Here is a 21,989-nt window from a genome sequence, read left to right as displayed (position 1 = left end):
AACAAAAGACCCTCGCCCGAGGCGTATTGCCGTGCGCGCGGCTGGGTTAGCATCGCCCCGAATTTGACGTAGTCACAGGGGGATTCATGAGTAAACGGTATTGTTCGGCACTGCTGATAGTCGCTGTCGCGTGGCTGCACATCGGCCTGGTCCAGGCCGGGGCGATTGATGACGCCGTTCGGCGCGGCGTGCTCAAGGTGGGCACCACGCCCACTTACGTTCCGTTTGAAATGACCGACAAACAGGGACATATCGTCGGCTTTGAAATCGACCTGCTCAGGGTGATGAGCCAAGCCCTGGGGGTGGAGCTGGAGCTGGTCAGCGTGCCCTATACGGAGCTGATGCCGGGGTTGCTGGCGAAGAAGTTCGACCTGATCGGCAGCGGCATGACGGTCACCCAGGAGCGCAACCTGAAGCTGAATTTCAGCGACTCTTTCATCGTGGTCGGCCAGTCCGTGCTGCTGCACCCCAGCCTGCTCGGCAAGGTCGGCAGCGTTGAAGACCTCGACGACGCCAGCTACCGCATCGCCACCACCGAAGGCACCACCGGCGAGGCGGCGGCGCAACGCTTTCTCGGCGCGGCGCGATTAAGCAGTTTTGCCACGCCGGAGGAGGGTGTGCATCAGGTGGTGACCGGTGCGGCCGATGCCTTTATCCATGATGCGCCCTACAACCTGATCGCCCTGGGGCGTCCGGAAAACAGCGCGCTGCTGGCCCTGGAACAGCCGTTCACCTTCGAACCACTGGCGTTTGGGGTAAAAAAGGGCGATTTCGACAGCCTCAACTGGATCAACCATTTCCTCAATCAGATCGCCCAGGACGGCACCTATGATCGCTTGCACGACAAGTGGTTTAAAGACACAGCCTGGTTGAAGGAAATCCACTGAAAGTCATAACTTCTTACACATCAATCCGTTGGCGCTTTGCCGTGTGCATGCGTCTAGTCCTGCGCTTGGCTGCACCGTTGTGGGGCCTTTGCGACATACGCCGATAACAATTACCCGTGAAACCTTTGTGACGGGCATCGAGTGGGTTAGGATCGCACCCCGAAATGGTGCAGCCCGTTTGCGCGCCGACCTCATAAGAAACGTTCAGGGGACTTGATGATGAAAAAGTATCTTTCGATGCTACTGCTCGGCGTCACGGCGCTGGTTGCCGCCACTGCGGCCCAGGCCGGCGCCATCGACGATGCGGTCAAGCGCGGCACGCTGAAAGTCGGCATGGACCCGACCTACATGCCGTTCGAAATGACCGACAAGCGTGGCGAGATCATCGGCTTCGAAGTCGACATCCTCAAGGCCCTGGCCAAGTCCATGGGCGTCAAGCTGGAGCTGGTCTCCACCGGTTATGACGGGATCATCCCGGCGTTCCTGACCGGCAAGTTCGACATGATCGGCAGCGGCATGACCCTGACCCAGGAGCGCAACCTGCGCCTGAACTTCAGCGAACCCTTCATCGTCGTCGGCCAGACCCTGCTGATTCGCAAGGACCTGGAAGGCACCATCAAGTCCTACAAGGATTTGAACGACGAGAAATACCGCCTGACCTCCAAGCTCGGCACCACCGGTGAGATGGTCGCCAAGAAGCTGATCTCCAAGGCCAAGTACCACGGCTATGACAACGAGCAGGAAGGTGTGCTGGACGTGGTCAACGGCAAGGCCGACGCCTTTGTGTATGACGCCCCCTACAACGTGGTTGCCGAGAAAAAAGTCGGTAACGGCAAGCTGGTGTTCCTGGAAGAACCCTTCACCTTCGAACCGTTGGCGTTTGGCCTGAAAAAGGGTGACTACGACAGCATCAACTACATCAACAACTTCCTGCACCAGATCCGCAACGACGGCACCTACGATCGTATCCATGACAAGTGGTTCAAGAGCTCCGAGTGGCTCAAGGACATGGAATAAGTTCGGCTGAATACCGAGTCGCGTCCTTCGCGAGCAAGCCCGCTCCCACATTTTTGACCGCATTCTCAAGTTGGAACTCGGTCAAGTGTGGGAGCGGGCTTGCTCGCGAAAGCGGCCTGACAGGCGACATCAATCCCGGAACCTGAAATGAAACAGAAAAAAGCCCAATGGCCCTGGCACCTGCTGACCGTGGTCGTGCTGGTCGGCCTGGCCGGCGCGTTGTACTACGCCACGTCGTTGATGTCCTACGAATGGCGCTGGAACCGCGTACCGCAGTACTTCGCCTATCAGGCCGAAACGTCGCAGCGTGCCGCCGATATCTCCACCGTGGTCGAGTTGGTGCGCAAAGGCGATGTAGCCGAAGTGACCCTGCGCAACGATGCCGGCGTGGAGCAGAAGCTCAGCGTGGCCGACAACAGCCTGCAAGTGGCGCGCGGTGACGATGTGGCCGAGGGCGATGTGGTCGGTGTGACCCGGCATTGGGCATTGGGGCCACTGATGTGGGGCTTGTGGACCACGTTGTGGCTGTCGGTGGTGTCCGGCATTCTCGGTTTGGCGATTGGTTTGGCGACCGGGTTGTGCCGTCTGTCCACTAATCCGACCTTGCGCGATCTATCGACGATCTACGTCGAACTGGTGCGTGGTACACCGCTGTTGGTGCAGATCTTTATTTTCTATTTCTTTATCGGCACGGTACTCAACCTGTCCCGCGAGTTTGCCGGGATCGCCGCACTGTCGCTGTTCACCGGTGCCTATGTGGCCGAGATTGTTCGTGCCGGCGTGCAGTCCATCACCCGTGGCCAAAACGAAGCCGCGCGCTCCCTGGGCCTGAGTGCCAGCCAGTCGATGCGCCACGTGGTGTTGCCGCAGGCGTTCAAGCGCGTGCTGCCGCCGCTGGCCGGGCAATTTATCAGCCTGGTGAAAGACACCTCGCTGGTGTCGGTGATCGCGATTACCGAACTGCTCAAGAGTGGCCGCGAGGTGATCACCACCTCGTTCTCGCCGTTTGAAATCCTGTTCTGCGTGGCAGGCCTGTACCTGCTGATCAACCTGCCGCTGTCGAAAATGGCCAGCCGGCTTGAGCGGAGGCTCGCGCAAAGTGATTGAAGTCCGCGATCTGGTAAAAGTCTTCGACACCCGTGGCCATGTGGTGCGCGCGGTGGATAACGTCACCACTCAAGTCGCCAAGGGCGAAGTGCTGGTGGTCATTGGCCCGTCGGGCTCCGGCAAGTCGACGTTCCTGCGCTGCCTCAACGGCCTGGAGGAATTCGATTCGGGTTCTGTGAGCATCGACGGCCTGCAACTGGCCGACCCGAAGACCGACGTGAACGCCTATCGCCGTGAAGTCGGCATGGTGTTCCAGCATTTCAACCTGTTCCCGCACATGACCGTGCTGGAAAACCTGTGCCTGGCGCAAAAAGTCGTGCGCAAGCGCGGCAAGCAGGAGCGTGAGGCCAAGGCCCTGGCGCTGCTGGAAAAGGTCGGTATTGCGCAGAAAGCCAACGAGTTCCCGTCGCGACTGTCCGGCGGCCAGCAACAGCGCGTGGCGATTGCCCGGGCGCTGGCGATGGAACCCAAGGTGATGCTGTTCGACGAACCGACATCGGCGCTCGACCCGGAAATGGTCGGCGAAGTGCTGGACGTCATGAAGACCCTGGCCCTGGAAGGCATGACCATGGTCTGCGTGACCCACGAAATGGGCTTCGCCCGCGAAGTGGCGGACCGGGTGCTGTTCTTCGATCACGGTAAATTGCTCGAAGACGCGGCCCCGGCCGAGTTCTTCGACGCGCCGAAAGACCCACGGGCCCAGGCATTCCTACGTCAGGTCCTGTAATACGCGAGGGGCGCTCAGACTTTGAACCGCCCCACACACTGTTGCAGATCCGTTCCCAGCCGCGCCAGCTCGAGACTCGCCGCCGCCGTCTGCTCACTGGCGGTGGCGGTCTGTTCCGAGGCGTCGCGGACTTTCAAGACGCTGCGATTGATCTCCTCGGCGACTGCACTTTGCTCTTCGGCGGCTGCGGCGATCTGCGGGTTCATCTCCTGAATGACTGCCACGGTGCGGGCGATCTCGGTCAGGGCATCCCCGGCGTTGCGCGTCAGGGTGACGCTGTTGTCGGTCAGGGTGCGGCTGTAGTCCATGATGTCCGCCACTTGTTGCGTGCCGCTGTGCAAGCCCCCGATCAGCCCCTCGATTTCCTCGGCAGACTGTTGGGTCCGCTGCGCCAGGCTGCGGACCTCATCGGCAACCACCGCAAAGCCGCGGCCAGCTTCGCCAGCGCGTGCGGCTTCTATCGCGGCGTTGAGCGCCAGCAGGTTGGTCTGCTGTGACACGGACTTGATCACCTCCAGCACGCTGCCGATCTTCTGACTCTCGTGTTGCAGCGCCAGCATGGCCTGGCTCGAGCGCGCCATCTCATGGGCCAGGTGTTCAATCTGCGCGACGGCATCCGTCACCACCTGATCGCCCAATTCCGCTTGTTGATTGGCTTCGGCTGCGGCGATGGAAGCCTGCTCTGCGTGGCGCGCCACCTCCTGGGCAGTGGCCAGCATCTGGTTCATGGCTGTCGCGACCTGCTCGGTTTCATCGCGCTGATGACTGACCCCGGCACGGGTTTGCACGGTGATGGCCGCCAGCTCCTCGGCTGCACTGGCGATTTGCCGGGCGTTATCGCTGATATTGCCAATCAGCCCGCGCAGGTTCAGGGTCATTTGCGCCATGCTGCGTTGCAACTGGCCCAGTTCGTCCCGGCGCCTGGTCTGTATGTCGTGGCACAGGTCGCCCTCGGCAATGCGATGGGCGACGTCCAGTGCCTTGCGCAGCGGCTTGACGATTTGCCCGGCAATCACCCAGGCGGCCAGGACACCGAGGAGCAACGCCGCAGCGGTAACCCCCAGCATCTGGGTGCGGGCTTGCTCGGCCTCACTGTCGCGCCTGTGGGTCTGGTCCTGGCTCAATAGGTCGCTCTGCGCGAGCAGTTGATCCAGCTGTTGCTCCAGTTGGGTTTGCGTATTTTCCGTGGTCAGTTGGGTGTCCTTGAGACGCGTGAGGTAAGTGCGGGTGCCGAGCACGGTATTTTTCAGCAGGTTGCCGTCCACCGGCAGTTTCGCCACGGCGGCCTGGGCGGTTTCCAGGCTGCGCTCTGCGTCACCGATCGCCTGCGCGTAGGCCTCCAGCGAACTGGCGGCCCACGCGGGGCTCTGCGCGCGATCTTCGGCCTGCTCGATGGCCTGGCGCAGGTCTTCGATGGCATCCAGGGCTTTTGCGTCCTCCTGTTCAGGCAGGTCGCTGGCCAGTTGTGCCAGGACGTCGCCGGTTCGCGACGAGCTTTGTTTCAGCTGTTCACGGGCGCCCTCGCGTTTTTCAACCAGCAGGGGCACGTCCTTGAGAGTGGTTTTGAACGACGCTGAAATGCGCGTCATTTCCTGCAGGTATTCGATGGGTTTGGGTATTTTCAGTCGGCCGGAAAGCTCCACCAGCAGATCGTCGACTTTGCCCATGCTGACACTCAATTTATTCAGGCTGTTGGTATCGTCGAGGGTGCGATAAACAATTCTGTCGGCGCGCAGTTCCTCGCCAGTCACCGCCAGTTGCGCAAGTATCGTCAGCGTTTGTGATCGATAGAGCGAGGCGGCCAGGGCCTGCCAGCCGGTGACGGCAATCACCAGGCTCAGGGCCAGGACCAGCGAGAATCCCAGGACCAGCTTGAGGGTGACGCTGGCGTCACCCAACAGGTGCGTCATTCGAGCAAACATGATGACCCCTCCGACAAGAGAACAACGGGCGTTCTTGAGGTGCGCAAGCACATTGAACTGACTGAACGCTAGTTCTCGGGGGGCGAAGGCGGGGCTGATAAGTGCGTAGGAAATTTCACAGGGTATGCGCGGCGACCCAGGACAGGTCGCCACGTGGGGTGGGCGTCAGACGCGGAAGCGGCTGACCAGCGCTTGCAGGTGCGTGCCCAGGCGCGCCAGTTCGGTACTCGATGCAGCGGTTTCTTCGCTGGCCGCAGCGGTCTGTTCGGAGATGTCGCGCACATTGAGCACGCTGCGGTTGATCTCTTCGGCCACGGCGCTTTGCTGCTCGGCGGCGGTGGCGATCTGCGAGTTCATCGCCTGGATGGTCGATACCGTGCGGGTGATGCTGCCCAGGGCGCTGCCGGCGCGGCGAGTCAGCTCGACGCTGCTGTCGGTGAGGCCACGGCTGTTGTCCATAATGTTCGCTACCTGCTGGGTGCCGCTTTGCAGGCCGACAATCAGCTCCTCGATCTCCTCGGTGGACTTCTGGGTGCGCTGGGCCAGGCTGCGCACTTCATCGGCCACTACCGCGAAGCCGCGGCCGGCTTCACCGGCCCGCGCGGCCTCGATCGCCGCGTTGAGGGCCAGCAGGTTGGTTTGCTGGGCCACGGACTTGATCACATCAAGCACGCTGCCGATCTTGTCGCTTTCGCGCTGCAGATGGCCCATGGCCTCGGTGGAATTACCGACCTCGGTGGCCAGGCGTTCGATCTGGGCGATAGCTTCGCCGACGACCTTGTCGCCTTCACGGGCTTGCTGGTCGGCGGCTACAGCGGCCTCAGAAGCTTCCTCGGCGTTGCGCGCCACTTCCTGCACCGTGGCAGCCATTTCATTCATGGCGGTGGCGACTTGGTCGGTCTCGACTTTCTGGCTGTTGACGCCGGCACTGGTCTGCTCCGTCACGGCCGACAACTGCTCGGCGGCGCTGGCGATCTGGGTGACGCCGTCGCTGATGCCGCCGATCAGTTCGCGCAGGCCTACGGTCATGCTTTGCATGGCGCGTTGCAGCTGGCCCAGCTCGTCCTTGCGCAGGGAAGTGAGGTTATGGCTCAGGTCGCCGGAGGCTACGCGCTCGGCGACTTTGAGGGTCTGGTTCAGCGGAATGACGATCTGGCGCGTGATGGCCCAGGCCGCGACGACGCCGAAGATCAGCGCCAGTGCGGTGGCCAGCAGCAACAACTGTTTGGCTTGCGCTGCGTCGGTATCGCGCACCACTGTCTGGGAAGCCGTGAGTTTTTCGCTATGACCCAGCAGCACATCGCCCTGGGTGTTCATGATTGCCAGGGCCGCGGCACTGGCGACCTGGGAGTCACGGTACTGGCTGACGGCCGCGCGGTAGGCTTGCAGCGAAACGCTGGCCTCTTGCAGGTTGGCCTGGAACTCGGCCGGCAGTTGGCCTTCGAGTTCGGTGATTTTCTTCAGGGCGTTGTCGATGGCATCCAGCGCCGGCTGTTCGGCCTCGACTTTGCCGCTGTAGGTGTAGCCGCGCACCTGGAAGCGTGATTGCTGGATCAGCTTGCTCAGGTCGACCACACGATTGAACTGGGTGACGCTGTCCCCTTGCAGCAGGGTTTTTTCGACTTCGTTGATCTTGGCGACGGCGTTGTCGGCGGTGTCGCCGAGTTTGCTGCGAGCGCCTTCACGCTTTAGACCGGCCTGGACCATGGCGCCGAAGGCTTTTTTGTATTGGTTCAAGGCGTCCAGTTGTTGCTCGACCAGGGCCTTGTCGTCGGGTTGCTCGATCAGGGACTCGGCAGTTTTCAAGCCGTTTTCCAGCTGTGTGATCAGGTCATTGACCGCGCCGGTGCCCTGTTCGCCACGGCGGGTTTCGAAGTCCAGGCGCGCCAGGCGCAGGTCTTTGGTCAGCCCGGTGAGGCTGGAGATGAAGCCCAGCTTGTCACCACGGCTGATCACCTCGCCCAGCCCGGTCCAGCCGGTGAACGTGATCAACAGGGTCAGGATCAACACCAGGCCAAAACCTATGCCCAGCTTGCGGTTGACGCTCACATTCCCCAGCTTTTCGGCTAACCAACGATACATGCTGCGATCTCCCCTGGAACAAGGCTTGGACTTATCCAGGGGTTATCGGCAGGGCGGGAAGATTCTGTAGGCGGAAGGGGTTGTGGCGAGCGGGCTTGTCCCGCGTTGGACTGTGCAGCAGGGCCAATCCAGCAGAGTGCGGTGGGTCAGGTGTTCATGAGTGGTGGGTTTGGGGCCGCTTCGCAGCCCAACGCGGGGCAAGCCCGCTCGCCACAAAAAGCCTGGCAGCCATAAAAATTTTACCTGTCTCAGCTGGCAGGTTTGCCAGATCGCCCCTGAAACACCTTCATCCGCAACAAGTGGGGGATCAGAACAAGCGGGCGAGCAGGGCGGTGACGGCGGTTTCGACCCGCAGGATGCGCGCGCCCAGCTGGACTGGCTGCATTCCGGCCTTGCTCAGCAGGTCCACTTCATAGGGGATCCAGCCACCTTCCGGGCCAATGGCCAGGGTCACCGGTGTATCCAGCCCGCGCGGGCACGCCGGGTGATCGCCCGGATGGCCGATCAGGCCCAGGGTGCCCTCGGTCATGGCCGGCAGGCGGTCTTCGACGAAGGGTTTGAAGCGCTTCTCGATGATGATCTCGGGCAGCACGGTGTCGCGCGCCTGTTCAAGGCCGAGGATCAGTTGCTCGCGGATCGCCTCGGGTTCCAGGAACGGGGTTTGCCAGAAACTCTTTTCGACCCGATAGCTGTTGACCAGCACCACCTTGGGCACGCCCATGGCCGCTACGGTCTGCAGCACCCGACGCAGCATCTTCGGGCGCGGCAGGGCCAGCAGCAGGGTAAGCGGCAGTTTGGGCGGCGGCGGCAGGTCGAAGCTCACTTGCAGCTCGGCTTCGTGTGCTTCAAGGCGTTGCAGTTGCGCATTGCCCATCAGCCCGCCAATGCGGCCGACACGCAAGTTGTCGCCGACCGCCGCGCGGTGGACGTCCTGCATATGCACCAGGCGCCGATCACGCAAGATGACGCGGTCGGCCGCGATGAAGTCGGCCTCTTCGAGCAGCAGCAGGTTCACGGCTGGGTCGCTGGCGGCTGGTCGTCGTCGGCGGGTTGGTCATCCGGATGTTCGCCGCGCTTGCTGATCAGGGCGCTAAACAGGATGCCGATCTCGAACAGCATCCACATCGGCACGGCGAGCAGGGTCTGGGAGAAAATGTCCGGCGGCGTGAGGATCATGCCGACCACGAAGCAGCCGATGATCACGTACGGGCGGATTTTCTTCAGGTACTTCACGTCGACCACGCCGATCCACACCAGCAGCACCACCGCCACCGGGATTTCGAAGGCCACGCCGAAGGCGAAGAACAGCGTCATCACGAAGTCGAGGTAGCTGGTGATGTCGGTCATCATCTCCACGCCGGCCGGGGTGGCGGCAGCGAAGAACTTGAAGATCAGCGGGAACACCAGGAAGTAGGCGAACGCCATGCCGGTGTAGAACAGCAGGATGCTCGACACCAGCAGCGGCACGGCGATGCGTTTCTCATGCTTGTACAGCCCCGGCGCGATAAAGCCCCAGATCTGGTGCAGGATCACCGGGATGGCCAGGAACAGCGAGACCATCATGGTCAGCTTCAGCGGCGTGAGGAACGGCGACGATACGTCGGTGGCGATCATCGTCGCGCCGGCCGGCAGGTACTGGCGCAAGGGCGTGGAGACGAAGGTGTAGATCTGCTGGGTGAAGGCGAACAGCCCGGCAAAGATGATGAAGATGGCCGCTACGCAACGCAGCAGGCGGGTACGCAACTCGGTGAGGTGCGAGACCAGCGGCATGTGCTGGTCGTTTTCCGGTTTATCAGCGCTCATGGGGCTCGCGGCGGCAATGTAGGGTCATGGGGAGCGGGCGACGCAACGGGCGTCGGCGCTGGCTCTGTCGGGGCGGGAACGCTCGGTGCCGGGGTCGGTTCCACCACGGGTGCAGGCTCGGCCGCGGCGGGCGGCGCGATACTGTGTTCCACCACAGGCTCCGCCGGTTTGGCGGGTTCCTGCACCGGAGACAGGATTTTGCGCGCTTCCTGCTCCAACGACAGGATATGTTCGTTGTGCAGCTGGCGCCGGATTTCGTCGGCGCCGATTTCCCGTTCAACTTCCTGTTTGATGGCGTTGAAACTGCGTTTCAGGCGCCCGATCCACAGGCCCGCCGTGCGTGCGGCACCGGGCAGGCGTTCCGGCCCGAGTACCAGCAAGGCAACCAGGCCGACGAGGAGCAGTTCAGAGAAGCTGATACCAAACATTAGTCAGTGCTCACGAGTCTTTGCGGGTCGGCTCTTCGACTTTTTCAGCCTGCACGTCGAAGGTACGACGCTCGGTGATCGGCTGGGTGGCCTGTGGGTGCACAGGCTGGGCCGGAGGCACCGGGTTGACGACCGGGTCGGCCGGCTTCTCATCGTCGTTCATGGCTTTGCGAAAGCCCTTGATCGACTCGCCCACGTCGGTGCCGAGGTTTTTCAGTTTCTTGGTGCCGAACACCAGTACCACCACCACCAGAATGACGATCCAGTGTTTCCAGTCAAAAATGCCCATGCTGCAATTCCTCTGTAAAAGTTATTCAGGCGGACGGGCGCGAGGCCTTTTCGGCATGCCCGGACAAGCCGAAGCGACGGTCCAGTTCATCCAGCACTGCCTGTGGATGCTGCCCCAGTTGGGCGAGCATGACCAGGCTGTGGAACCACAAGTCGGCGGTTTCGTAGATCACATCACTGCAGTCGCCACTGACCTGGGCGTCCTTGGCGGCGATGATGGTCTCGATGGATTCTTCGCCGAGTTTTTCCAGAATCTTGTTCAAGCCCTTGTGGTACAGGCTGGCGACATAGGAGCTGTCGGCGTCCGCGCCTTTGCGGTCTTCCAGCACCTGGGCCACACGGTTCAGGGTATCGCTCATGTTCAGTGTCCTGCGGAGTAGATGGCGTGCGGGTCTTTGAGCACCGGCTCGACAACCTTCCATTCGCCGTTCTCGAACACGCGATAGAAGCAGCTGTGACGGCCGGTGTGGCAGGCGATGTCGCCGATCTGCTCGACCATCAGGATCACCACGTCGGCGTCGCAGTCGATGCGCATCTCGTGCAGGGTCTGCACATGCCCGGACTCTTCGCCCTTGCGCCACAGTTTGCCACGTGAGCGTGACCAGTAGATGGCACGCTGCTCAGCGGCAGTCAGGCTCAGCGCCTCGCGGTTCATCCAGGCCATCATCAGGACGCGCCCGGTCTTGTAGTCCTGGGCAATGGCCGGCACCAGGCCGTCACTGTCCCACTTGATCTCGTCCAGCCAGTCTTTCATGTTCGGCTCCGGCAATTTGCGACAGTGTATAACCGGATTGGCTATCGACGCACGATCAGATAAACACCCACGGCGACCATGATGCCGGCTGGCCAGTGGCCCAATTGGTTCAGCGGCCCGCCGATGGCCAGCATCACGCCACCCACCAGGTGCGCCGCGCCGAGCAGGCGCAGGAACCAGTCGTCCTTGCGCTTCTGCCATGGTGGCGCCGGGTCCTTGGCATGGGGCTGGGACATGCGCTCCAGCAGGTCGCGGGTCATGTTGGCCAGGTGCGGCAGCTGTTCCATCTGGCTGTGCAGGTTGCCCAGCAAGGTTTTCGGGCTGACGCGCTCGCGCATCCAGCGTTCGAGGAACGGCTGCGCGGTGTTCCACAAGTCGAGGTCCGGGTAGAGCTGGCGGCCCAGGCCTTCGATGTTCAGCAAGGTCTTCTGCAGCAGCACCAGTTGCGGCTGCACTTCCATATTGAAGCGGCGCGCGGTCTGGAACAGGCGCATCAGCACCTGGCCGAAGGAAATATCTTTTAATGGTTTTTCGAAGATCGGCTCGCACACGGTGCGGATCGCTGCTTCGAATTCATTCAGCTTGGTTTCTGCCGGCACCCAGCCTGAGTCGATGTGCAACTGCGCCACACGGCGGTAGTCACGCTTGAAGAATGCGAACAGGTTGCGCGCCAGGTAGTCCTGGTCTTCCGGGGTCAGGCTGCCGACGATGCCGCAGTCGATCGCAATGTATTGCGGGCTCCACGGGTTGACGGTGCTGACGAAGATATTGCCCGGGTGCATGTCGGCGTGGAAGAAGCTGTCACGGAACACCTGGGTGAAGAAGATCTCCACGCCGCGCTCGGCGAGCATCTTCATGTCGGTACGCTGGTCGGCGAGGGTGGCGAGGTCAGTGACCTGCACGCCGTAGATGCGCTCCATCACCAGCACTTTCGGGCGGCACCAGTCCCAATACACTTGTGGCACATAGAGCAACGGCGAGCCTTCGAAGTTGCGCTTGAGCTGGCTGGCGTTGGCCGCCTCGCGCAACAGGTCGAGTTCGTCGTAGATGGTTTTTTCGTAGTCGGCGACCACGTCCACCGGGTGCAGCAGGCGCGCATCCGCCGAGAAACGCTCGGCGGCGCGGGCGAGGATGAACAGCCACGCCAGGTCCTGGCCGATGATCGGCTTGAGGCCCGGACGAATTACCTTCACCACCACTTCTTCGCCGGTCTTGAGCTGCGCCGCGTGCACCTGCGCCACCGACGCCGAAGCCAGGGGCTCGACGTCGAAGCGGCTGAACACCTCGCTGATCTTCTTGCCCAGCTGGTCTTCGATGAGCTTCATCGACTGCTGGGAATCAAACGGCGGTACGCGGTCCTGCAACAGCATCAGTTCGTCGGCGATGTCTTCCGGCAGCAGGTCGCGGCGGGTCGACAGAATCTGCCCGAACTTGATGAAGATCGGCCCCAGGTCCTGCAGCGCCAGGCGCAGGCGCGCGCCACGGCTCAGCTCCAGCTGTTTGCGCGGGAACCAGCGCCACGGCAGCACATAGCGCACCGCGAGCAGGAACCAGGGCAGGGGCAGGGCGAACAGCAGGTCATCGAGGCGGTAGCGGATTACGACGCGCTGGATACGAAACAAACGGCGGACGGCGAGCAGCTTCATGCGTTATCGCTTGGATCAAGGGAACGGCTCAGGCGCTCGAAGCGGGCCTCGAGGCGTTCCAGGTCGATTTTGGCCTTGTCGAGTTCACGAAAGCGCGCTTGCGCTTCCCGTTCTCCGACCAGGGTGCGCGATTCTTCGCTCAGGTATTCGGCGAGGTTCTGATTGAGGCTGGCGAACCCTTGCTGGTACCAGCGCGAGCGGCTGCGCAGGTGTCCGCTGATCAGTTGGGTGGCCACGGGGCCGATCCAGCGGGACAGCTCGTATTCCCAGTCCAGCTCCAGGTCCTGCAGCACGGCGGCCAGGTCCATCAGCACCGCGCTGTCGCCTTCCAGCTCCACTTCGGGGCTATGCAGGATGGCGGTCTTGTTGCGACTGAGCGCCAGGTGCAACAGGCTCGAGGCCGGCGCACGCAGGGTGCAGTCGGCCTCGGCGGCCCATTGGGTCGCGAGCAGCAGGCCTTCATCGCTGGGCAGGATAAACAGCTGCAAGGCGGGGCTGCGGCAGTCGACGGCAATCACCTTGCCGGTCAAGTGCGCCAGCCGCGCCAGGGCGGTGCTGTCCAGGCGCAGCACACGGTTGAGGCCGTGCTCTACGCTGGCGAGGAGGCCCGCGAACAACATCAGGGCTTGATGCCGCGGTGCAGGGCGACGATGCCCGAGGTCATGTTGTGGTAGGTCACGCGGTCGAAACCGGCCTCTACCATCATCGACTTCAGGGTTTCCTGGTCGGGGTGCATGCGGATCGATTCGGCCAGGTAGCGGTAGCTCTCGGCGTCATTGGTGATCAGCTTGCCCATCAGCGGCATGAAGGCGAACGAGTAGGTGTCGTAGACCTTGGACATCAGCGCATTGGTCGGCTTGGAGAACTCCAGGACCAACAGGCGGCCGCCCGGCTTGAGGACGCGCAGCATCGAGCGGATCGCGTCTTCCTTGTGGGTCACGTTGCGCAGGCCGAAGGCGATGGTCACGCAGTCGAAATGGTTATCGGGGAACGGCAGTTTTTCCGCGTCGGCCTGGACGAATTCGATATTGCCGGCCACGCCCTTGTCGAGCAGGCGGTCACGGCCGACCTTGAGCATCGAACCGTTGATGTCCGCCAGGACCACCTGGCCGGTCGGGCCAACCAACTTGGAGAACTTGGCTGCCAGGTCGCCCGTGCCGCCGGCGATATCCAGCACGCGGTTGCCGGTGCGAACACCCGACAGCTCGATGGTGAAGCGTTTCCACAGGCGGTGCATGCCGCCGGAGAGCACGTCGTTCATCAGGTCGTACTTGGCCGCTACGGAGTGGAACACCTCAGCGACTTTTTCCGCTTTCTGGCTTTCCGGGACGTTCTTGAAGCCGAAGTGAGTGGTGGGTTCGGCATCGCTGCCTTTGCGCTGATCAGTCATATCGCTGTCACCAAAAGAGAATGCGGGACATGATAATCCCCAAGGCCTGCTTTGTCTTGGCAAGGCTGCAGGTAAGATGGGCGGTCACCGAGACCTTTTGCCGCATCGAAGGTATTCAAATCCCTATAAAGAGGAGTCATTGCAATGGCCCGTATAACCGTTGAACGTGCACATTCCCTGGGTAAAGAAGGCGCACGGGCAAAGGCCGACAAGTTGGCGCACAAACTCCAGGAGCAATATGGCCTCGAGCCGTCGTGGTCCGGCGATACCTTGAACCTCAAGCGTTCGGGGGTTAAAGGCACGGTAGTCGTCGCTGATGATTCACTGCGTATTGATGTGGAACTGGGGCTGTTGATGTCGGCCATGAGTGGCACGATCAAATCCGAAATCGAGAAAGCCCTGGATAAAGCCTTGGCCTGATCCGCGTGTACTTAGGGTGCCGATTCTAATTTTCCAGCCTACTTTGTGCCCACGCCCTCAACTCCTGTGGGCCGTTCCTCCCCCCTTTTTCGCGTGAGGTGCACCATGGCCAAAGTTATTCTGAAGAAAAAAATCGACGCCCAGACCACTGCCCTGAGTGACGTTAAAACCTATGCCCGCAAGATTTGGCTGGCGGGTCTTGGTGCTTACGCCAAGGTCGGAAGCGAGGGCAGCGACTACTTCAAAGAGCTGGTTAAGACTGGTCAACATGTTGAAAGTAAAGGCAAAAAAGTTGCAGTTGAACAACTTGATGCTGCCAACAGTCAGATTGATCAAGTAAAGAGTAATGTCTCCGCGGTCAAAGGTCTGGTAGAAGTTCAGCTGGATAAAGTTGAAAAAGCTTTTGATACTCGTGTCGCCAGTGCCTTGAATCGAATCGGCATTGCGTCTAAACATGACGTGGAGACACTCTCTGCTAAGCTCGAAGAGCTGACGGCATTGCTCGAACGTGTCGCGCGTAAACACTAAGGAGACATCGGGATGGCTGTTAAAAAGACTACTCAGAAAGAAGGCAGCTCGTGGGTCGGGAAAGTTGAAGAATATTCCCGCAAGATCTGGCTGGCTGGTTTAGGCGTTTACTCGAAGATCGACAGTGACGGCAGTAAACTCTTCGAGACTTTGGTCAAGGACGGCGAAAAGGCCGAGAAGTTGACCAAGAGCACAGTCGGTAAACAAGTTAATGCCGCCAAGGCGACTGCCGGTTCACGCATCAGTGATGCGAAGAAACAGGTATTGGGTACTTGGAGCGAGCTTGAAGGGGCACTGGATACTCGCCTCAACAAAGCCATCTCGCGACTGGGCGTGCCTAGCCGTACTGAAGTGAAGGCCCTGCACACCAAGGTCGATACCCTGACCAAGCAAATCGAAAAACTCACGGGCGCCAAAGTGGCTCCGGTTAAAACCGCTGCGGCGAAACCGGCTGCCAAGCCCGCGGCCAAAACCGCTGCTGCCAAACCGGCCGCCAAAACCGCTGCCAAGCCTCTGGTGAAAGCTGCTGCCAAGCCGGCTGCCAAACCTGCGGCCAAGGCCCCTGCAAAAGCCGCGGCGAAACCTGCCGCCAAGCCTGCAGCCAAGACCGCCGCGGCCAAACCGGCCGCCAAGCCTGCGGCTAAACCTGTAGCGGCTAAAGCTGCAGCCAAGCCAGCGGCCAAACCGGCTGCCAAGCCTGCCAAAGCAGCAGCAAAACCGGCCGCCAAGCCGGCAGCGAAAACTGCAGCAGCCAAACCTGCCGCCAAGCCAGCTGCCAAGCCTGCTGCCGCGAAACCGGCTGCCAAGCCCGCTGCTGCCAAACCGGCCGCCGCCAAGCCTGCGGCAAAACCCGCCGCCGCGAAGAAGCCCGCTGCAGCGAAAAAACCCGCAGCGCCCAAGCCCGCCGTAGCGGCCAAGCCTGCCACCGCGCCAACGCCAACCGCGTCCTCAGCCAACTCGGTTTCCGCACCGACGCCCGCTGCTGTCACCCCGACTGCAACGCCGGTAACTCCGACGCCATCCAGTCAGTCCTGATTTCTACAGGGCACAAAAAAACGCTCGGCCTACAGAGGTCGGGCGTTTTTTTTCATTTTTAATCGGTGTGATCCAGGTATTTGAGGGCCAATCGCTCAGTCGCCTGGCGTGCCGGCAACATCAAGTGCGGCGCCACCAGCATCATGATCTGGTACACCACCACCCGCACTTCGCCGTCGCGGTCGAGAATGCGCTGGTAGTCCAGGGAGAACAGCAGGGTCAGGGTGATCTGCTCCACCAGCTGCCCCAGTGCCTGGGTATCGCTGACCAGTTGCCCCGCCGTCTTCAACCGCGCCAGCAATGACGCCAGGGTGCGCTTGAGTGCAGTCAACAGGCCACGAATCCCCTTGGCCAGCTTCGGCAGGCGGCCGGCCAGGTTCGACAGGTCCTGGAACAAAAAACGGTAGTGCGCCATGCGCTCGACGATCAGGTGCAGGAACAGCCAGTAATCCTGGGCCTCCAGTTGCGCATCTGCCGGTGGGTCGAGCAGCGGTGCCAGCTCGTTCTGGAAGCGCTCGAACAGCCCGAGCACCAGCGGCTCCTTGCCATGGAAGTGGTAGTAGAGGTTGCCGGGGCTGATCCCCATTTCATTGGCCACCTCCATGGTCGACACGTTCGGTTCGCCCTTCTGGTTGAACAACTGCAGGGCACATTCAAGGATACGGTCGCGGGTCTTCATCCAGTCTTCTTAATGTGATCGTTGAGCTCAGCGCACCCGCACGTAAGTGCCTGGCGCCGCTTCCATCGGTGGATAGTTCTGGTTGCCCAGGGCGGTGAGGGTTTCGCGCTGTACGCCGGAGCGTTGCTGGATCCAGGTCAGCCACTGTGGCCACCAACTGCCTTCGACGTGATCGGCGTCGTAGTACCAGGCGCGCGGGTCGCTGCTCAGCTTGGGGTTTTCGACGTAGTTGGCCTTGGGGTTGCCCGGCGGGTTGAGGATGCTCTGGATATGCCCGCTGTTGGACAGCACGAAGCGCCGCTCGCCGCCCAGCAGTTGGGTGGAGCGATACACCGCGTCCCACGGCGTGATGTGGTCGTTGATCCCGGCGACGCTGAAGCTGTCCACCGTGACCTTCTGTAAGTCGATGGGCGTGCCACACACTTCCAGGCCGCCCGGATGGCTCAACGGGTTGTGCTTGAAGAAGTCCAGCAGGTCGCCATGCAGTGCGGCGGGCAGGCGCGTGTTGTCATTGTTCCAGTACAGGATGTCGAACGCCGGTGGCTCCTTGCCCAACAGGTAATTGTTGATCCAGTAATTCCAGATCAGGTCATTGGGACGCATCCAGGCGAACACGCGCGCCATGTCGCGGCCGTCGAGCACGCCTTGCTGGTAGGAACGGCGCTTGGCCGCCTCCAGGGTTTGCTCGTCGACAAACAGCGTGGCGGGGCTGTCGATCTGGCTGTCCAGCAGGCTCACCAGGTAACTGGCACTGGAGATGCGCCGCAGCTGGCGCTTGGCTTGCAGATGGCCTTGCAGCGCCGCGATGGTCAGGCCGCCGGCGCAGGCGCCCATCAGGTTGACTTCACGGGCCCCGGTGATCGCCCGGCACACGTTGAGCGCTTCTTCCAGCGCGGCCACATAGGTGGACAGGCCCCATTCGCGATGGCGTACGTCCGGGTTGCGCCAACTGACGATGAACGTCTGCAGGCCGTTCTTCAGCGCGTACTGCACAAAACTGTTGGCCGGGCTCAGGTCGAAAATGTAGTACTTGTTGATTTGCGGCGGCACGATCAGCAGCGGCTTGGCGTACTGCTTTTCGCTCATGGGCTTGTACTGGATCAGCTCCAGCAGCTCGTTGCGAAACACTACCGAGCCCGGCGTGGTGGCCACGGTCTTGCCGACCTCGAAGGCCTGCTTGCTCACCTGGCGTGGCAGGCCGTGGTTGTGCAGCAGGTCGTCGAACAGGTTGCTCACGCCGCGCACCACGCTGTTGCCGCCGGAGTTGAGCAGCTCCTTGATGGCCAGCGGGTTGAGCAGAGTGTTGGACGGCGAGACGGCGTCGTTGATCAGGGCGAAGGCAAAATGCGCACGGGCGCGGTCATCGGCGCTCAAGGTGCTGTCATCGATCCAGTGGCGGGTCTGTTTCTGCCAGCTCAGATAGGCTTGCAGGCTGCGCCGGTAGAAGGGGTTGAGGGCCCAGGTCGGGTCGACAAAGCGGCTGTCGCGGGGATTGGGCTCGTGCACCGTTTCCCCCAGCAGTACGCGGCCCAGTTGACCGCCCAGCGCGAGCGCGTGACGAGCGGTATGCACCGGGTTGCGCAAGCCATGGGCGGCGACGCTGCGCAGGGTCGACAGCAAATCCCGGCCGCGCAGGCCGGTGATCGCATTTTGCGCGTTGATGAACGCAGCGGGGGTGGGCGCCGGGTTCGTCACGGGTCTTTCTCGCATGAGCCAACACTCCTTCGTCAAGCCATCAACAGGCACGCCAATTCAGAACCATAGCCGGTTCTCGGCAAGTTGCGCGGCGGCGCAGTCCTTACACCGCCGGTCGCGGGTGAATCACCGCCCGCAGACGCTCCTCCTCGAGAAACTTCATGATGATCGGAGCCACGGCTTCCGCGCGGGTGATCAGGAACAGATGGCCGTCATCGATGATGTGCAACTGCGCGTTGGGAATGCGCCAGGCCAGCATGCGCATGTTGACCAGCGGGATCAGCGGGTCGTCGTCCCCGGCCAGCACCAGGGTCGGCTGGCGGATCTTGTGCAGCCAATGAATGCTGGTCCAGCCAAGCCCCGCAAACAGCTGCCAGTAGTAGCCGAGCTTGCCGGCCGAGCGCACTTTGCTGGCGTGTTCGGCGGCCAGTTTCGAGTCGCGGCGGAACGAGCCGCCGTAGATCATCGGCGCAATGCGCACCACATGAGAGGGCTGGATATACCGCCGTGGGCTCGCCATCAGCCACAGCACCTTGGGTTTGCCCGGCACCATAAAGGCGCCGGCGGCGGTGGCGGCCAGGATCAGCTTCTTGCAGCGCTCCGGGTAGTCATAGGCAAACTGCTGCGCCAGCGCGCCGCCCCAGGACACGCCCACCGCGTTGACCTGGCCGTAATCCAGGTAATCGAGCATGCGCGCCGTGAGCTTGGCCAAACCAGGAAACCGGTACGGCCGGCTGGGCGTCGAGGAACCCCCCACGCCCGGCACGTCGAAGGCGATCACTTCAAGGTCGGGGTCCAGGGCCTGGACGAACGGAAACACCAACTCAAGGTTGGCGCCGATGCCGTTGAAGATCAGCAACGGCGTCAAGTGCGGCTTGCCCGGGCGCACCGCCGTGCGGATGGTCTGGCCATCCAGGTCGATGGTGCGGAAGATGAACGGTTGCGGCATGGGCTTACCCTGCGAAGTGGCGCACTATTTCCCTGTCGGAATTCGGTCAGTGTGGGAGCGGGCTTGCTCGCGAAAGCGGTGTATCAGTCGAGTAAATAGTGACTGATCTAGCGCATTCGCGAGCAAGCCCGCTCCCACATTTGAGCGCATTCCAGCTACAAAACGGTGGTTCGTTTAGCGTTCGTGAACGTATGTCCCCGGCGCAGCCTCAGCTGCGGCGTAAGTTTTATTACCCAAAGTTGTCGGCGCCTTCTTCAGTTTCCCCGCCCGCTCCGCCTGCCAGGCCTGCCAATGCAGCCACCAGGAATCGGTGTGCTTGGTGGCATTCTCCTGCCATTCCAGGGCCTTGCCCGCCAAGCCATCGCTGGTCTGGTAGCGCGCCTTGGGGTTGCCCGGCGGGTTGAGGATGCTCTGGATATGCCCGCTGCTGGACAACACAAACTCGACCTTGCCGCCAAACAGCTGCGCCGACTTGTAGCAGGACTGCCAGGGCGTGATGTGGTCGTTGGTACCGGCCAGTGAATAGATATCGGCAGTGACCTGCTTGAGGTCGATCGGCGTGCCGCACACTTCTAGTGCATTGGCGCGCACCAGTGGATTGTTCTTGAACAGTTCGATCAGGTCGCCGTGGAAGGCCGCCGGCAAGCGCGTGGTGTCGTTGTTCCAGAACAGGATGTCGAACACCGGCGGCTCGTTGCCGAGCAGGTAGTTGTTCACCCAATAATTCCAGATCAGGTCGTTGGGGCGCATCCAGGCGAATACCTTGGCCATGTCGCGGCCTTCCAGCACGCCGGCCTGGTAGGAGTGACGCTTGGCCGCTTCAAGGGTCTGCTCGTCGACGAACAGCGCCACCTGGGTGTCCAGCGTGGTGTCCAGCACACTCACCAGCAGGGTCAGGGCGTTGACCTTCTTCTCGCCCAGCGCCGCGTAGTGGCCCAGCAGCGCGGTGCAGGTGATGCCGCCGGAACAGGCGCCGAGCATGTTGATGTCTTTGCTGCCGGTGATCGCGGTGACCACATCGACGGCTTCTTTCAGCGCTTCGATATAGGTCGACAAGCCCCACTCGCGCTGCGCCTTGGTCGGGTTGCGCCAGCTGACGATAAAAGTCTGCTGGCCATTGCGCAGGCAGAAGCGCGCCAGGCTTTTATCCGGGCTCAGGTCGAACACATAGAATTTGTTGATCTGCGGCGGCACCACCAGCAATGGGCGCTCGTGCACCTGCTCGGTGGTCGGCTTGTACTGGATCAGCTCCAGCACGTCGTTGCGAAACACCACGGCGCCTTCGGTGGTGCCCAGGGTCTTGCCGACTTCAAACGCACCCATGTTGACCTGGCTCGGCATGCCGCCGTTGTGCACCATGTCCTTGGCCAGGTGGGACAGGCCATCGAGCAGGCTCTTGCCGCCGGTTTCAAAGAAGCGCTTGACCGCCGCCGGGTTGGCCGCGCTGTTGGTGGGGGCCATGGCTTCGGTCATCAGGTTGATCACGAAGTGGCCGCGGCTGATGTCCTGTTCCGACAGGTTGCTGTCGCCGATCCACTCGTGCAGTTCCTTGCGCCACGCCAGGTAGGTCTGCAGGTAGCGTTTATAGAGCGGGTTCTGGGTCCAGGCCGGATCATTGAAGCGACGGTCGTCGTTCTCGGGCTGCAGCTGCGATTTGCCGAACATCACGTTCTTCAATTCGACGCCGAAGTGGGCCACATGCTTGACGCTGTGCAACGGTTGCTTGATGGCTTGGGTCAGCACCATCTTCGCCGAGGCGAGTAAATCCTTTTTTCGTAACGCGATGATCGGGTTGAGCCCCAAGGTGTTTTCCGAGGCCTGGCGTTTCAAGTCATCGTTATTCTTGTTACTCATCTACGACGCTCCATTGTCCGAAAGACGAGTACCGGGTACCGCTGCGCACCAGGTTTCGATACACAACACAAGCCAGGTACTGCGACTCGGGTGACCGTTGATACCGCATCGTCAAATGCAGGGAACTTGCCAGTTCCATTGGTTACCCGAGTTTAATTTTTTTCGCAAGCGGGCCAATCATTGGCCACGTGACAGGGCATTCAAGCAGATGAAATTAGAAAATGCCCTCTAAAGAGCAAGAAGCCTAAGCTAGAGCATCAGGCGCACGACCGATTCACTCGGATCGCGGGTTTTGCCGGCAGCCTTGAGCTCGACAAGATAATCGGCCCACAGCGCCTCCTGACGCACGGCCAGTTGGTAGAGGTAGTCCCAGGTGAACAAACCGCTGTCATGCCCGTCGTCGAAGGTCAATTTCAGTGCGTACTGACCGGCCGGCTCGATCTTGGTCAAGCGGACATTGAGTTTGCCGAATTGCAGGATGGGTTTGCCGTGGCCCTGGACCTCGGCAGACGGCGAGTGCACCCGCAGCAGTTCGGCGGGCAACTGGTAGACCTCGTCTGGCCCGTAGGTGAGGCCGAGGGTGTTGGAGGTTTTGTGCAGGTTGATGGCGGTAGGCAGTTTGGTCATTTGGGGAACCGCTCAGAGATGATCCTGAAGGAACCGGATCAATGTGGTAGCTGGGCTTGTGTGGGAGCGGGCTTGCCTGCGATAGCATCACCGCGGTGCTTCTGGCACTACGCGGCGACCCTATCGCGGGCAAGCCCAGCTCCCACAAAAG

General features: G+C 61.5%; 23 protein-coding genes and 1 pseudogene. 7 read left to right on the top strand and 17 right to left on the bottom strand.

The window, feature by feature from the left end:
• Nucleotides 1–86: 86 nt before the first annotated feature.
• The 4 genes from AC07OJ_RS19580 to AC07OJ_RS19565 all read left to right on the top strand — a co-directional run bounded on the left by AC07OJ_RS19580 (nucleotide 87) and on the right by AC07OJ_RS19565 (nucleotide 3,738).
• Nucleotides 87–887, top strand: coding sequence for a transporter substrate-binding domain-containing protein (locus tag AC07OJ_RS19580; protein ID WP_495095011.1), 801 nt, complete (start codon nucleotides 87–89; stop codon nucleotides 885–887).
• A gap of 219 nt (nucleotides 888–1,106) precedes the next feature.
• A complete protein-coding gene (locus AC07OJ_RS19575) occupies nucleotides 1,107–1,904 on the top strand; it encodes a transporter substrate-binding domain-containing protein (protein WP_065899930.1) in 798 nt (265 codons plus the stop codon).
• A 147-nt stretch (nucleotides 1,905–2,051) separates the two neighbouring features.
• On the top strand, nucleotides 2,052–3,011 hold the full coding sequence (locus tag AC07OJ_RS19570; RefSeq protein ID WP_065899870.1) for an amino acid ABC transporter permease: 960 nt from the start codon (nucleotides 2,052–2,054) through the stop codon (nucleotides 3,009–3,011).
• Nucleotides 3,004–3,738: an amino acid ABC transporter ATP-binding protein gene (locus AC07OJ_RS19565; RefSeq protein WP_058423697.1), complete on the top strand. Its 735-nt coding sequence runs from the start codon at nucleotides 3,004–3,006 to the stop codon at nucleotides 3,736–3,738. Before AC07OJ_RS19570 ends, AC07OJ_RS19565 begins: the two co-directional genes overlap by 8 nt.
• Nucleotides 3,739–3,752: 14 nt before the next feature.
• Here AC07OJ_RS19565 and AC07OJ_RS19560 read toward each other — a convergent pair whose 3' ends face one another.
• The 12 genes and pseudogenes from AC07OJ_RS19560 to ubiE all read right to left on the bottom strand — a co-directional run bounded on the left by AC07OJ_RS19560 (nucleotide 3,753) and on the right by ubiE (nucleotide 14,051).
• Complete coding sequence (locus tag AC07OJ_RS19560; protein WP_495095010.1) at nucleotides 3,753–5,660, bottom strand: methyl-accepting chemotaxis protein; 1,908 nt, start codon at nucleotides 5,658–5,660, stop codon at nucleotides 3,753–3,755.
• A gap of 165 nt (nucleotides 5,661–5,825) precedes the next feature.
• The gene (locus AC07OJ_RS19555; protein WP_371920716.1) at nucleotides 5,826–6,530 is read right to left on the bottom strand and encodes a methyl-accepting chemotaxis protein; all 705 of its coding nucleotides are present in this window, start codon (nucleotides 6,528–6,530) and stop codon (nucleotides 5,826–5,828) included.
• 201 nt (nucleotides 6,531–6,731) lie between these two features.
• Nucleotides 6,732–7,742: pseudogene (locus AC07OJ_RS19550) on the bottom strand (methyl-accepting chemotaxis protein); the annotation flags it as partial.
• 307 nt (nucleotides 7,743–8,049) lie between these two features.
• Entirely contained in the window at nucleotides 8,050–8,757 is a 708-nt protein-coding gene (locus AC07OJ_RS19545) for a 16S rRNA (uracil(1498)-N(3))-methyltransferase (protein ID WP_495095009.1), read from the bottom strand.
• On the bottom strand, nucleotides 8,754–9,545 hold the full coding sequence (gene tatC, locus AC07OJ_RS19540) for a twin-arginine translocase subunit TatC (RefSeq protein ID WP_065899881.1): 792 nt from the start codon (nucleotides 9,543–9,545) through the stop codon (nucleotides 8,754–8,756). The genes AC07OJ_RS19545 and tatC overlap by 4 nt, the downstream gene beginning before the upstream one ends.
• Nucleotides 9,542–9,973, bottom strand: coding sequence for a Sec-independent protein translocase protein TatB (gene tatB / locus AC07OJ_RS19535; protein WP_106805383.1), 432 nt, complete (start codon nucleotides 9,971–9,973; stop codon nucleotides 9,542–9,544). Before tatB ends, tatC begins: the two co-directional genes overlap by 4 nt.
• A gap of 10 nt (nucleotides 9,974–9,983) precedes the next feature.
• Nucleotides 9,984–10,262 carry a twin-arginine translocase TatA/TatE family subunit gene (locus AC07OJ_RS19530; protein ID WP_012721795.1) on the bottom strand — a complete coding sequence of 93 codons (279 nt, stop codon included), beginning with the start codon at nucleotides 10,260–10,262 and terminating at the stop codon, nucleotides 9,984–9,986.
• Nucleotides 10,263–10,287: 25 nt separating this feature from the next.
• Nucleotides 10,288–10,620: a phosphoribosyl-ATP diphosphatase gene (locus AC07OJ_RS19525; RefSeq protein WP_065899885.1), complete on the bottom strand. Its 333-nt coding sequence runs from the start codon at nucleotides 10,618–10,620 to the stop codon at nucleotides 10,288–10,290.
• Between the two features lie 2 nt (nucleotides 10,621–10,622).
• A complete protein-coding gene (gene hisI / locus AC07OJ_RS19520) occupies nucleotides 10,623–11,015 on the bottom strand; it encodes a phosphoribosyl-AMP cyclohydrolase (RefSeq protein ID WP_065899886.1) in 393 nt (130 codons plus the stop codon).
• A gap of 41 nt (nucleotides 11,016–11,056) precedes the next feature.
• A complete protein-coding gene (gene ubiB / locus AC07OJ_RS19515; protein ID WP_065899888.1) occupies nucleotides 11,057–12,661 on the bottom strand; it encodes a ubiquinone biosynthesis regulatory protein kinase UbiB in 1,605 nt (534 codons plus the stop codon).
• The gene (locus AC07OJ_RS19510; protein WP_201143378.1) at nucleotides 12,658–13,281 is read right to left on the bottom strand and encodes a ubiquinone biosynthesis accessory factor UbiJ; all 624 of its coding nucleotides are present in this window, start codon (nucleotides 13,279–13,281) and stop codon (nucleotides 12,658–12,660) included. The genes ubiB and AC07OJ_RS19510 overlap by 4 nt, the downstream gene beginning before the upstream one ends.
• Nucleotides 13,281–14,051 carry a bifunctional demethylmenaquinone methyltransferase/2-methoxy-6-polyprenyl-1,4-benzoquinol methylase UbiE gene (ubiE, locus tag AC07OJ_RS19505; RefSeq protein ID WP_003171186.1) on the bottom strand — a complete coding sequence of 257 codons (771 nt, stop codon included), beginning with the start codon at nucleotides 14,049–14,051 and terminating at the stop codon, nucleotides 13,281–13,283. The genes AC07OJ_RS19510 and ubiE overlap by 1 nt, the downstream gene beginning before the upstream one ends.
• 144 nt (nucleotides 14,052–14,195) lie before the next feature.
• Between ubiE and AC07OJ_RS19500 the strand changes: the two genes are divergently transcribed.
• The 3 genes from AC07OJ_RS19500 (at nucleotide 14,196) to AC07OJ_RS19490 (ending at nucleotide 16,034) form a co-directional block, all read left to right on the top strand.
• Nucleotides 14,196–14,471 (top strand): polyhydroxyalkanoic acid system family protein, encoded by a 276-nt coding sequence (locus AC07OJ_RS19500; RefSeq protein ID WP_065899890.1) that lies wholly within the window; start codon nucleotides 14,196–14,198, stop codon nucleotides 14,469–14,471.
• Between the two features lie 105 nt (nucleotides 14,472–14,576).
• The gene (locus AC07OJ_RS19495) at nucleotides 14,577–14,999 is read left to right on the top strand and encodes a phasin family protein (RefSeq protein ID WP_065899891.1); all 423 of its coding nucleotides are present in this window, start codon (nucleotides 14,577–14,579) and stop codon (nucleotides 14,997–14,999) included.
• Nucleotides 15,000–15,011: 12 nt separating this feature from the next.
• Nucleotides 15,012–16,034 carry a phasin family protein gene (locus AC07OJ_RS19490; RefSeq protein ID WP_120447436.1) on the top strand — a complete coding sequence of 341 codons (1,023 nt, stop codon included), beginning with the start codon at nucleotides 15,012–15,014 and terminating at the stop codon, nucleotides 16,032–16,034.
• Nucleotides 16,035–16,092: 58 nt separating this feature from the next.
• Here AC07OJ_RS19490 and AC07OJ_RS19485 read toward each other — a convergent pair whose 3' ends face one another.
• The 5 genes from AC07OJ_RS19485 to AC07OJ_RS19465 form a co-directional block, all read right to left on the bottom strand.
• Nucleotides 16,093–16,713, bottom strand: coding sequence for a TetR/AcrR family transcriptional regulator (locus AC07OJ_RS19485; RefSeq protein ID WP_065899893.1), 621 nt, complete (start codon nucleotides 16,711–16,713; stop codon nucleotides 16,093–16,095).
• 27 nt (nucleotides 16,714–16,740) lie between these two features.
• Nucleotides 16,741–18,423, bottom strand: coding sequence for a class II poly(R)-hydroxyalkanoic acid synthase (phaC, locus tag AC07OJ_RS19480; protein ID WP_065899895.1), 1,683 nt, complete (start codon nucleotides 18,421–18,423; stop codon nucleotides 16,741–16,743).
• Nucleotides 18,424–18,511: 88 nt separating this feature from the next.
• Nucleotides 18,512–19,357: a poly(3-hydroxyalkanoate) depolymerase gene (gene phaZ, locus AC07OJ_RS19475; RefSeq protein WP_065899897.1), complete on the bottom strand. Its 846-nt coding sequence runs from the start codon at nucleotides 19,355–19,357 to the stop codon at nucleotides 18,512–18,514.
• A 174-nt stretch (nucleotides 19,358–19,531) separates the two neighbouring features.
• Complete coding sequence (gene phaC / locus AC07OJ_RS19470) at nucleotides 19,532–21,211, bottom strand: class II poly(R)-hydroxyalkanoic acid synthase (protein ID WP_495095008.1); 1,680 nt, start codon at nucleotides 21,209–21,211, stop codon at nucleotides 19,532–19,534.
• A 249-nt stretch (nucleotides 21,212–21,460) separates the two neighbouring features.
• A complete protein-coding gene (locus tag AC07OJ_RS19465) occupies nucleotides 21,461–21,838 on the bottom strand; it encodes a gamma-butyrobetaine hydroxylase family protein (RefSeq protein ID WP_213550299.1) in 378 nt (125 codons plus the stop codon).
• Nucleotides 21,839–21,989: the final 151 nt, after the last annotated feature.

Source organism: Pseudomonas sp. GW821-FHT09C08 (assembly GCF_059418125.1).
This window is presented reverse-complemented; position numbering and strand designations above follow the sequence as displayed.

What these genes read in the sequence shown, in the direction of transcription:
- AC07OJ_RS19500 (WP_065899890.1), top strand. Translation starts at nt 14,196, where the DNA reads ATGGCCCGTATAACCGTTGAACGTGCACATTCCCTGGGTAAAGAAGGC.
- ubiE (WP_003171186.1), bottom strand. Translation starts at nt 14,051, where the DNA reads ATGACTGATCAGCGCAAAGGCAGCGATGCCGAACCCACCACTCACTTC.
- phaC (WP_495095008.1), bottom strand. Translation starts at nt 21,211, where the DNA reads ATGAGTAACAAGAATAACGATGACTTGAAACGCCAGGCCTCGGAAAAC.
- AC07OJ_RS19555 (WP_371920716.1), bottom strand. Translation starts at nt 6,530, where the DNA reads ATGGCTGCCACGGTGCAGGAAGTGGCGCGCAACGCCGAGGAAGCTTCT.
- AC07OJ_RS19490 (WP_120447436.1), top strand. Translation starts at nt 15,012, where the DNA reads ATGGCTGTTAAAAAGACTACTCAGAAAGAAGGCAGCTCGTGGGTCGGG.
- ubiB (WP_065899888.1), bottom strand. Translation starts at nt 12,661, where the DNA reads ATGAAGCTGCTCGCCGTCCGCCGTTTGTTTCGTATCCAGCGCGTCGTA.
- AC07OJ_RS19525 (WP_065899885.1), bottom strand. Translation starts at nt 10,620, where the DNA reads ATGAGCGATACCCTGAACCGTGTGGCCCAGGTGCTGGAAGACCGCAAA.
- AC07OJ_RS19465 (WP_213550299.1), bottom strand. Translation starts at nt 21,838, where the DNA reads ATGACCAAACTGCCTACCGCCATCAACCTGCACAAAACCTCCAACACC.
- AC07OJ_RS19485 (WP_065899893.1), bottom strand. Translation starts at nt 16,713, where the DNA reads ATGAAGACCCGCGACCGTATCCTTGAATGTGCCCTGCAGTTGTTCAAC.
- phaZ (WP_065899897.1), bottom strand. Translation starts at nt 19,357, where the DNA reads ATGCCGCAACCGTTCATCTTCCGCACCATCGACCTGGATGGCCAGACC.
- AC07OJ_RS19570 (WP_065899870.1), top strand. Translation starts at nt 2,052, where the DNA reads ATGAAACAGAAAAAAGCCCAATGGCCCTGGCACCTGCTGACCGTGGTC.
- AC07OJ_RS19530 (WP_012721795.1), bottom strand. Translation starts at nt 10,262, where the DNA reads ATGGGCATTTTTGACTGGAAACACTGGATCGTCATTCTGGTGGTGGTG.
- AC07OJ_RS19560 (WP_495095010.1), bottom strand. Translation starts at nt 5,660, where the DNA reads ATGTTTGCTCGAATGACGCACCTGTTGGGTGACGCCAGCGTCACCCTC.
- AC07OJ_RS19575 (WP_065899930.1), top strand. Translation starts at nt 1,107, where the DNA reads ATGAAAAAGTATCTTTCGATGCTACTGCTCGGCGTCACGGCGCTGGTT.
- tatB (WP_106805383.1), bottom strand. Translation starts at nt 9,973, where the DNA reads ATGTTTGGTATCAGCTTCTCTGAACTGCTCCTCGTCGGCCTGGTTGCC.
- hisI (WP_065899886.1), bottom strand. Translation starts at nt 11,015, where the DNA reads ATGAAAGACTGGCTGGACGAGATCAAGTGGGACAGTGACGGCCTGGTG.
- AC07OJ_RS19495 (WP_065899891.1), top strand. Translation starts at nt 14,577, where the DNA reads ATGGCCAAAGTTATTCTGAAGAAAAAAATCGACGCCCAGACCACTGCC.
- AC07OJ_RS19510 (WP_201143378.1), bottom strand. Translation starts at nt 13,281, where the DNA reads ATGTTGTTCGCGGGCCTCCTCGCCAGCGTAGAGCACGGCCTCAACCGT.
- phaC (WP_065899895.1), bottom strand. Translation starts at nt 18,423, where the DNA reads ATGCGAGAAAGACCCGTGACGAACCCGGCGCCCACCCCCGCTGCGTTC.
- AC07OJ_RS19580 (WP_495095011.1), top strand. Translation starts at nt 87, where the DNA reads ATGAGTAAACGGTATTGTTCGGCACTGCTGATAGTCGCTGTCGCGTGG.
- tatC (WP_065899881.1), bottom strand. Translation starts at nt 9,545, where the DNA reads ATGAGCGCTGATAAACCGGAAAACGACCAGCACATGCCGCTGGTCTCG.